General features: G+C 44.0%; 8 protein-coding genes. 7 read left to right on the forward strand and 1 reads right to left on the reverse strand.

Annotation, left to right across the window (positions count from 1 at the left end; all coding sequences use genetic code 11):
* The first annotated feature begins 938 nt into the window (after positions 1–938).
* Together F6J99_RS37830 and F6J99_RS37835 are read left to right on the forward strand one after the other, a co-directional pair.
* Positions 939–1,151: a hypothetical protein gene (locus F6J99_RS37830; RefSeq protein WP_293121020.1), complete on the forward strand. Its 213-nt coding sequence runs from the start codon at positions 939–941 to the stop codon at positions 1,149–1,151.
* A complete protein-coding gene (locus F6J99_RS37835) occupies positions 1,152–2,015 on the forward strand; it encodes an SWIM zinc finger family protein (RefSeq protein WP_075902116.1) in 864 nt (287 codons plus the stop codon). It abuts the gene before it with no gap.
* A 2-nt stretch (positions 2,016–2,017) separates the two neighbouring features.
* Here F6J99_RS37835 and F6J99_RS37840 read toward each other — a convergent pair whose 3' ends face one another.
* Positions 2,018–2,635: a class I SAM-dependent methyltransferase gene (locus F6J99_RS37840; protein WP_293121022.1), complete on the reverse strand. Its 618-nt coding sequence runs from the start codon at positions 2,633–2,635 to the stop codon at positions 2,018–2,020.
* Positions 2,636–2,875: 240 nt separating this feature from the next.
* Between F6J99_RS37840 and F6J99_RS37845 the strand changes: the two genes are divergently transcribed.
* The 5 genes from F6J99_RS37845 to F6J99_RS37865 all read left to right on the forward strand — a co-directional run.
* Positions 2,876–3,475 (forward strand): rhomboid family intramembrane serine protease, encoded by a 600-nt coding sequence (locus F6J99_RS37845; RefSeq protein ID WP_293121024.1) that lies wholly within the window; start codon positions 2,876–2,878, stop codon positions 3,473–3,475.
* A gap of 290 nt (positions 3,476–3,765) precedes the next feature.
* On the forward strand, positions 3,766–3,999 hold the full coding sequence (locus F6J99_RS37850; RefSeq protein WP_293121026.1) for a hypothetical protein: 234 nt from the start codon (positions 3,766–3,768) through the stop codon (positions 3,997–3,999).
* A gap of 790 nt (positions 4,000–4,789) precedes the next feature.
* Positions 4,790–6,067, forward strand: a complete 1,278-nt coding sequence (locus F6J99_RS37855; protein WP_293121028.1) for a serpin family protein — start codon at positions 4,790–4,792, stop codon at positions 6,065–6,067.
* Positions 6,068–6,297: 230 nt separating this feature from the next.
* Entirely contained in the window at positions 6,298–6,822 is a 525-nt protein-coding gene (pgsA, locus tag F6J99_RS37860; RefSeq protein ID WP_293121032.1) for a CDP-diacylglycerol--glycerol-3-phosphate 3-phosphatidyltransferase, read from the forward strand.
* 133 nt (positions 6,823–6,955) lie between these two features.
* Positions 6,956–7,778, forward strand: an 823-nt coding sequence (locus tag F6J99_RS37865) for a transposase (protein ID WP_293121030.1), incomplete at its 3' end; no start/stop codon positions are given.

Consider the following 7,778-nt stretch of genomic DNA (forward strand, 5'->3'; position numbering starts at 1 on the left):
AAAAGGCCGGTCATAGACCGAGATTACCTAGGAGCCGTGTGAGGGGAAACCTTCACGCACGGTTCTGGAGCGGAGGTGCCCCGGATAATACCGGGCATCGACCGTAACAAATAGCAACGAGGGTCGTTCCAGCAAAAGATCTGGACGACCGCCTAGAAGCTGGGCTTGCCTTTGTGACCTGTGGACGCTTCGTAGTTCCAGGTTAGCATAGGACACCACCACCTGGCTATCGCCACGCTACGCGAACGACGTAAGTCAGGTGGTGGAAGCTTCATGCTTGATGCCATTGTCCATAATGCAAAGCAAGCCTCGTTGACACTCCCCGTCTTGAAAGAGCGGGGATTCCTAGATCAACATCAGATCTATCCAGGATTAGTGTTACGAGTTCCAGTCTCAAAGTTTTAGTTATAGCGGTTTTCAATTAGGTTTTAGGTTTTAGGTTTTAGGTTTTAGGTTTTAGGGTTTAGGGTTTAGGGTTTAGGGTTTAGGTTTTAGGGTTTAGGGTTTAGGTTTTAGGTTTTAGGGTTTAGGGTTTAGGGTTTAGGGTTTAGGGTTTAGGGTTTAGGGTTTAGGGTTTAGGGTTTAGGGTTTAGGGTTTAGGGTTTAGGGTTTAGGGTTTAGGGTTTAGGGTTTAGGGTTTAGGTTTTAGGGTTTAGGGTTTAGGGTTTAGGTTTTAGGTTTTAGGTTTTAGGTTTTAGGCAGCAAGTAAAAGGGAGCAGGTAAAAGGGAACAGTAGTAGGGTGGGCAAAGTTCTATTATCTATAATTATCAAAAGAACTAAAAGATGTTTGCCCACCAACAGGGGATCTCATTAGACTAGAAACAGCTAGAGTGATAATATAAGCATTTGTTGCCTACTCCCTTCTTGATGCAGTCGCTCATGGCGCATGGGTCTGTGTGCGGAACCTGCGTCCGCACCTGTCTTGATGCAGTCGCTCATGGTTTGGGTTCTGTGTGCGGAACTTGCTTCCGCACCTTGTAAGCCCCGTGGAAACCCCCGCGTGAAGGCGCTGCATCGCTCTCCAGCCCCGTGGAAACCCCCGCGTGAAGGCGCTGCATCCCTACTCCCTACTCCCTACTCCCTACTCCCTACTCCCTACTCCCTACTCCCTACTCCCTACTCCCTACTCCCTACTCCCTTTGCTATATAAATGACAAACTACGAAATCGAAACCCAAGAATGGTGGGTAGAACGTTGGAATGATTTACTCAATTCCTATCGCTTCAAAAAGCGTTTGGAACGGGGACGTATCTATGCCAAAGAAGGCAACATTCTCAGTATTGACTTTCTAGGACCACAAGTAGTGGCCAAAGTTCAAGGAACTGCTCCGGAGCCCTATGAATTAACAATTTCCATCGAACCCTTTACCGATGAAGACTGGAATTATGTGGTGCAAACCCTGGCAAGTAAAGCAATTTACTCAGCTCAGTTATTAGCAGGAGAAATGCCCCATAATATCGAAGAAGTATTTACTTCCAATGGTTTAAGTTTATTTCCCTTCACCCTCTCCGACGTTCGTTCCCGATGCAATTGCCCCGATCCCAAAAATCCTTGTAAGCATATCGCAGCAGTATACTATGAATTAGGCGATCGCTTCAGCGAAGACCCCTTTGTTTTGTTCCAGTTGCGGGGAAGCACCAAAGAACAAATCCTTGATGCCTTGCGTAAATTACGGAGTGGTCAAACAGAGGAAACTTCCGCCACAGAGCAGCCATCCTCAATCCCAAATCTCACGTCTGCTGATCAAAACCCTGATCAAAACAGGGAAGAGGGGGAATCAGCAATCGGCGATCCTGAAACCTCAGTCAATATTCAGCAATTTTGGCAATACGATCAGCCCCTCGATTCTTCCCTGGTGGTAATTGCACCACCAACAGATAGTGGAACCGTCCTCGATGTCTTAGGAACCATTCCTCTAGGAGCAGCTGACCCTCGTGTCATGCAGTATCTCAAAGGAATTTATCAGATAGTCAGCCAGCAAGCTGTAATTTCAGCATTAAATCGAGATAGTTAATGCTAACAAGACTTCTGAGCAACACCCTTATACATATAGCCCATAATCTTAGGAAATTTTGGTTCATAAAACTCTTCTAACGTCAGAATCTGGAAATGGTTTTCAACCAGCTGCTTGATATTACGATTAAGATGACAGCCATCCGCGATAATCTTTTGTACAGGGGTCAAGCGATTTTGCCAAACCTGAACCTTAGACTCATCACTTATTCCATGCTCAATAAAAAAGAACTTTCCCCCTGGTTTTAGGACCCGATAAATTTCCTGTATAGCCTGATTTACTTTAGTAATACTGCACAAAGTCCAGGTGCTAACTACACTATCGAAGCTATGGTCAGCCATCGGTAAACTTTCGCCATTTAGTACCCGAAAATCAACAGTAATTTCCGAGTCATGAATACGTTTTTTAGCTAATGATTCCATCCCCTGATTAACATCAATAGTTGTAAGTTTTTGCAGGTGCTTGGGGTAATAACTTAAATTTAATCCTGTGCCAAAGCCAATTTCAAATACTTGCCCAGACACCTCAGATAAAACCTCTTGACGATACTTGGTTAATACCGGATCAGACATAATCCAGTCCAGAAATCGGGGAAAAATTAATTCTGAATATAAACTCATGATCCAATTACCTTGGGATAACCTTGAATTGGCACTCATTATCAATTATATATACAGCGGTTTGCAATTGGGTGAGGTACCAATTCTTAGGTTTTAGGGAGTAGGGAGTAGGAAGTAGGGAGCAGACAATAGGCATGCTAGGAATAGATAAAAAATTCTCTGTACCTCATAGCTATGATAAACGCTATATAAATTATAGTATTAAAGATAAATATGAGCGTGCAGGCTACCGGGTGAAGTATGACAAGTATATTTGATTGGATTAATCAATTCCAAAATGCTTGGGGTGACAACTTCCAGGCGGTGGGTGATTTGGTTCTTTACGCCTGGATTATAAGTTTTGTCAATTTAGTCTTATGCGGGGGAGCACTGAACGAAAAGTTTGGTATCCAACCCCGCACCTGGCTTGGGCTAGTTGGTATTTTGTTTTCACCCTTCTTGCACAAAGACTGGAAACACTTGATCGGAAACACTATTCCGTTCGCGCTCCTTGGCTGTTGGGTGTTGTTACGAGGAACGGATGATTTCTGGGTCGTGACCTTGGTGATAGTCTTGGTTGGTGGTTTGGCTGAATGGCTACTTGGTTCACCTAACACGGTCTCTTATGGCGCAAGCGGTCTAGTTTTTGGGTATGTAGCTTTTCTGATCGGACAGGGGTATTTAGAAGGTAACTCTCTGTTAGTCATAGGTTCTATCGCTATCGGTGGTGTCTATGGTTTTACACTCAGAGGTTTATTGCCTGGTGAAACAGGGATCTCCTGGCAAGGACATTTATTTGGCTTCCTAGCAGGTATGCTTGCAGCCAGCAATATGGATACGTTTCGGAATCTGTTTCTGTAAGCAAAGATGGGGCTAAAGCTTAAACCACTGTGGTCAGCTTACCCTTAATTGGGTGAATGGGTAGGGAGTCAGAGCAACTCTGGCTGGCAAACGGTGGGTACCACGAAAATCACCATCACTTCAGCTTGATTCTAGTGGGCTCCACCGGTCTCGGGATCTCGACCTCATGAATTTAGCCAGTTTTGAGCCTTATACCAAGTTGCGGTCAAAGGTATAACTTTCTCTTCCCCCAATCTCCCCATCTCCCCATTTCCCTCGGTGCGCTTTCCTTGTCTTGATGCAAAGCGCGAGTGGGGGAAACCACGCCAGTTGCTCATGGGGGAGACCACGGCAGTGCGGTCATGGGGGGAACCCCCAAGACCGCACTGGCTCCCCAAGACCGCACTGGCTCCCCAAGACCGCGCTGCATCGCTAGGCGAATTAAATTCGCCACGGGTCGCACCGCTCCCTATCCAACCAATCTACTATCTTTGAATGCAACTCGGTATTACTGCTCAAATGGCCTGGCTCCTGGCTGGCCGTAAGTCCGGTAAAAAAAATCCCCGCTAGCGGCCAGACTAGCGGGGTGTGCTTTTCTCTTTGTGTTCTCAATTATTATTATTGGCCAATTAAGTATGATTTGGTGTTGGTCTAATGTCAATTTTTGGTGTTATTTCATATAAATTTTTATAAACTTGCTTGTTTTGGTCGATCTAGTCAATCTGAGCTAATGGTGATCTAAGCGCAAAAAACTCCACTAGCCTGATACTAGTGGAGGCAGGGTGTGTTATTCGTCAACTTCATCGTAGATATCCGATGTTTGTGATCTGGTTTGCTTAATGTATGGTTTTGTGTTTGATTTAGTTGTTGCTCAGCAGAATCTGGAGTATAGTTTTTATTCATATTATTATACCATAGCATGAAAATATTGTGGCTGTCAAGGGCAAAAAATCGGGAAGATCAGTAAGTTATAGTAATAGTTGCCTAAACTTGACTATAATTCCCTATGAGACAAATAGCCTTTTGTGCAGCACTTTCTGGTGAGGGATAACAGAAAAGCCAACTTGAAAGACTTGAGGTATGTGAGGGACAAAAAAATACCGAAAAGTCCAGAAGTATCGAGCCATTAAAACCTTGACAACTTATGAAATCATGACTCCTGGATAACGTTGGTTATGTGGAAATTAGGTTATTTAGACTGTTAAACACCACGATTATATCGTTATTCCCCATTACGGATTACCCTCTTAGCCGTAGCAAAAACCGTAACTAATGGAACCGAATTATCCTGTAATGGTCATATTAGAACAGGGTATTAGCAACGGAGACGATCAAATGAACCATCAAATACTTAGTCGTATAGCCACTGTTATGGCAGTCAGCATCCTGCTTACAGGTATATTGGGGTGTGTGTCGGAAAAAACCAATGCCCTTGACCCTCTGCCTAACTCCGAACCAAGGAAAGAATCAATGTCAGCTGACCAAAAACCAACTTTAGCAGTAGATACCAATCTTGTAGACGCTAATACTAAATTTGGCTTCAAGCTATTCTCAGAAATTCTCAAGCAGGACACTAACAAGAATGTTTTTGTCTCTCCCACCAGCATCGCCATTGCCCTAGACATGGCTTACAACGGTGCCAGCGGCGAGACTCAAGAGGCTATGGCAAAAGTCCTAGAATTAGAGGGATTGAGTCTAGATCAACTCAACCAGGGGAATAACGCCTTAAAAGCTAGCTTGGAAAATGCTGACCCTGATGTCCAGCTGTCCATTGCCAACTCCCTGTGGGCTAACCAAGGCATTGACATCAACCCCAAATTTATTAAAAACAACCAGAAATTCTACGAAGCAGAGGTTACAGAACTTGATTTTAGTAGTGCCAAGGCTGCAAAAGAAATTAACCGTTGGGTCAAAAATAACACAAACGGCAAAATCAAAACGATTGTCGATCGCACTCAAGCGGATGACTTACTATTCTTAATCAATGCCATCTATTTCAAAGGCAGCTGGACAAGAGAATTCGATAAGAGTCAAACGTCTGATCAAGCTTTTTATCTCTCTGATTTAAGCCAAAAGCAACACCCGATGATGTATCAGTATGGGAAGTATAAGTACTATGAAAATGATGCCTTTCAAGCTGTAAGTATTCCCTACGGGAAAGAACGGCTGAGTTTGTATGTTTTCTTACCCCGTGAAGGGAGCAGCTTGGCAGAATTTAAACAACAACTCACAGCGGAAAACTGGCTACAATGGATGAAAGAGTTTAGGTCTCGAGATGGGTCAATTCGGCTACCGCGCTTTAAATTTGAATACGATATTAAACTCAACGATTCCCTAAAAGCGTTGGGGATGGATGTGGCGTTTACCGATAACGCTGATTTTTCTAATCTGACCTCTCAATCAGCAGCGATTAGTCAAGTCAAGCACAAAACCTTTGTAGAAGTAAATGAAGAAGGCACAGAAGCAGCCGCTGCTACTTCTATCGGTGTTGTTCCCACTTCCATTAGTATAGATCAACCATTCAATCTAGTGGTTAACCGTCCTTTTTTCTGTACTGTTCGGGACAATAAAACTGGAGCAATTTTGTTCATGGGTTCGATTGTGGAACCGTAAGATATTAGCTATTGGTTTAGTTTGAAGGTTGTTCTCCCTTGGTGTCCAGTGTAGGGTAGGTTAAAGCTGAAAAGCACCGATCTAGTAGCGTGGCCATTCCCGTAGCGTGGCCCAAAGGCCTTGGCCTTTGGCTGATAGCTGTTGGCGTAGTCTGCGCTTCGCCCATATGTTTACGGAAAGTTGTAAGTCACCGATTACCCATTACCCATTACCGATTACCCATTACCAGAATGAGTCTGCCTAACTGGATTACCTTTTCCCGCTTACTGGGGTTGCCCTTTATCTTATACTTCCTGAATCACCCAACTGACCAAAGCCGCTGGATTAGTTTAGGGATCTTTGTCCTTGCGGCTGGAACGGATTGGTTAGATGGTTATCTAGCTCGTAAACTGAACCAAATTACTGATTTAGGAAAATTCCTTGACCCGTTAGTGGATAAATTTTTGGTACTAGCGCCCCTACTAGCATTAATTGAGCTAGGTCAGGTACCCGCTTGGGGAGTTTGTTTGATTTTGGCACGGGAGTTAACGATCGCAGGTTGGCGAGTTAACCCCAAGTTATCCGGTAGCGCTAGCATACAGGGAGCCAATATCTGGGGTAAACTCAAAACCGTCAGCCAAATTAGTGCGATCGCACTTTTAATTGCACCAACTCCCGACACCTGGATCATCCCATCCCTAGTCCTTTTCTGGCTATCGGTGGTCCTAACCTTAATCTCTGGCTTAGTTTACCTGTTACGGAACTCCCAAAGCTGAAAGCCCTGTGTTTTTAAACCGGGGATGAAAGCTCAGAGCGACTTTAGTCGCCGTGAAAAAAAATTGACTAAGACTTGACACTTTTATACTAGTTTTATAATATAAAACTTGAATCTAAAGAGGTCGATATTCGGTGATTATTCTAGAGTTTAAAGCCAAAGGTAAAGAGCCCCAATATTCAGCGATAGATGAAGCTATCCGGACAGTTAAGTTTATCCGAAATAGCTGCATCCGTCTATGGTTAGACAATAAAGGGACAGGGAAAAGTGACCTTAGCCGGTACTCCAAAATACTGGCCAAAGAATTCCCCTTTGCTAATGAATTAAATTCTACCGCCCGTCAGGCTGCGTCTGAGCGGGCATGGTCATCGATTGTTCGCTTCTACGATAACTGTAAGAAAAAAGTCCAAGGCAAAAAAGGTTTTCCTAAATTCCAAAAACGTGCTCATTCTGTCGAATATAAGAAATCAGGCTGGAAGTTATCCCCTGATAAAAAGTCGATAACATTCACTGACAAAAAGGGAATTGGAAAACTTAAACTCAATGGTACCTGGGACTTGTGGCGCTTCGACAAGAATAAAATTAACCGGGTTCGGATAGTCAAACGAGCTGATGGATACTACATTCAATTTTGCGTTGCAGTTAACGTAAAAGAGGAAGTAGAGCACACAGGTGAAATGGTTGGCCTGGATGTAGGACTTAAAGAGTTCTATAAGGATTCTAATGGCCATTCCGAACCCAATCCCCGATTCTACAGGAAAGGGGAGAAGCGCTTAAAATTTTATCAACGCCGAGTTTCTCGGAAAAAGAAAGGCTCATCCAATCGTAGAGTGCGGCTTGTTCTGAGTAGGAGCCTCCTGAGAAAGGAGGGGTATAACTCAGGGAATCGCGGGGTTAAAATCCCAAAAATTCTAACTGTCTGTTGGATGGTGGTGAAAACCCACCCCATTAAGAGAT

It is taken from the genome of Moorena sp. SIO4G3 (assembly GCF_010692305.1).
Lineage (GTDB): Bacteria > Cyanobacteriota > Cyanobacteriia > Cyanobacteriales > Coleofasciculaceae > Moorena > Moorena producens_A.

Excerpts from the sequence above, each read along its gene's own strand:
- F6J99_RS37845 (WP_293121024.1), top strand. The coding sequence starts at position 2,876 with ATGACAAGTATATTTGATTGGATTAATCAATTCCAAAATGCTTGGGGT.
- F6J99_RS37840 (WP_293121022.1), bottom strand. The coding sequence starts at position 2,635 with ATGAGTTTATATTCAGAATTAATTTTTCCCCGATTTCTGGACTGGATT.
- F6J99_RS37855 (WP_293121028.1), top strand. The coding sequence starts at position 4,790 with ATGAACCATCAAATACTTAGTCGTATAGCCACTGTTATGGCAGTCAGC.
- F6J99_RS37835 (WP_075902116.1), top strand. The coding sequence starts at position 1,152 with ATGACAAACTACGAAATCGAAACCCAAGAATGGTGGGTAGAACGTTGG.
- pgsA (WP_293121032.1), top strand. The coding sequence starts at position 6,298 with ATGAGTCTGCCTAACTGGATTACCTTTTCCCGCTTACTGGGGTTGCCC.
- F6J99_RS37830 (WP_293121020.1), top strand. The coding sequence starts at position 939 with ATGGTTTGGGTTCTGTGTGCGGAACTTGCTTCCGCACCTTGTAAGCCC.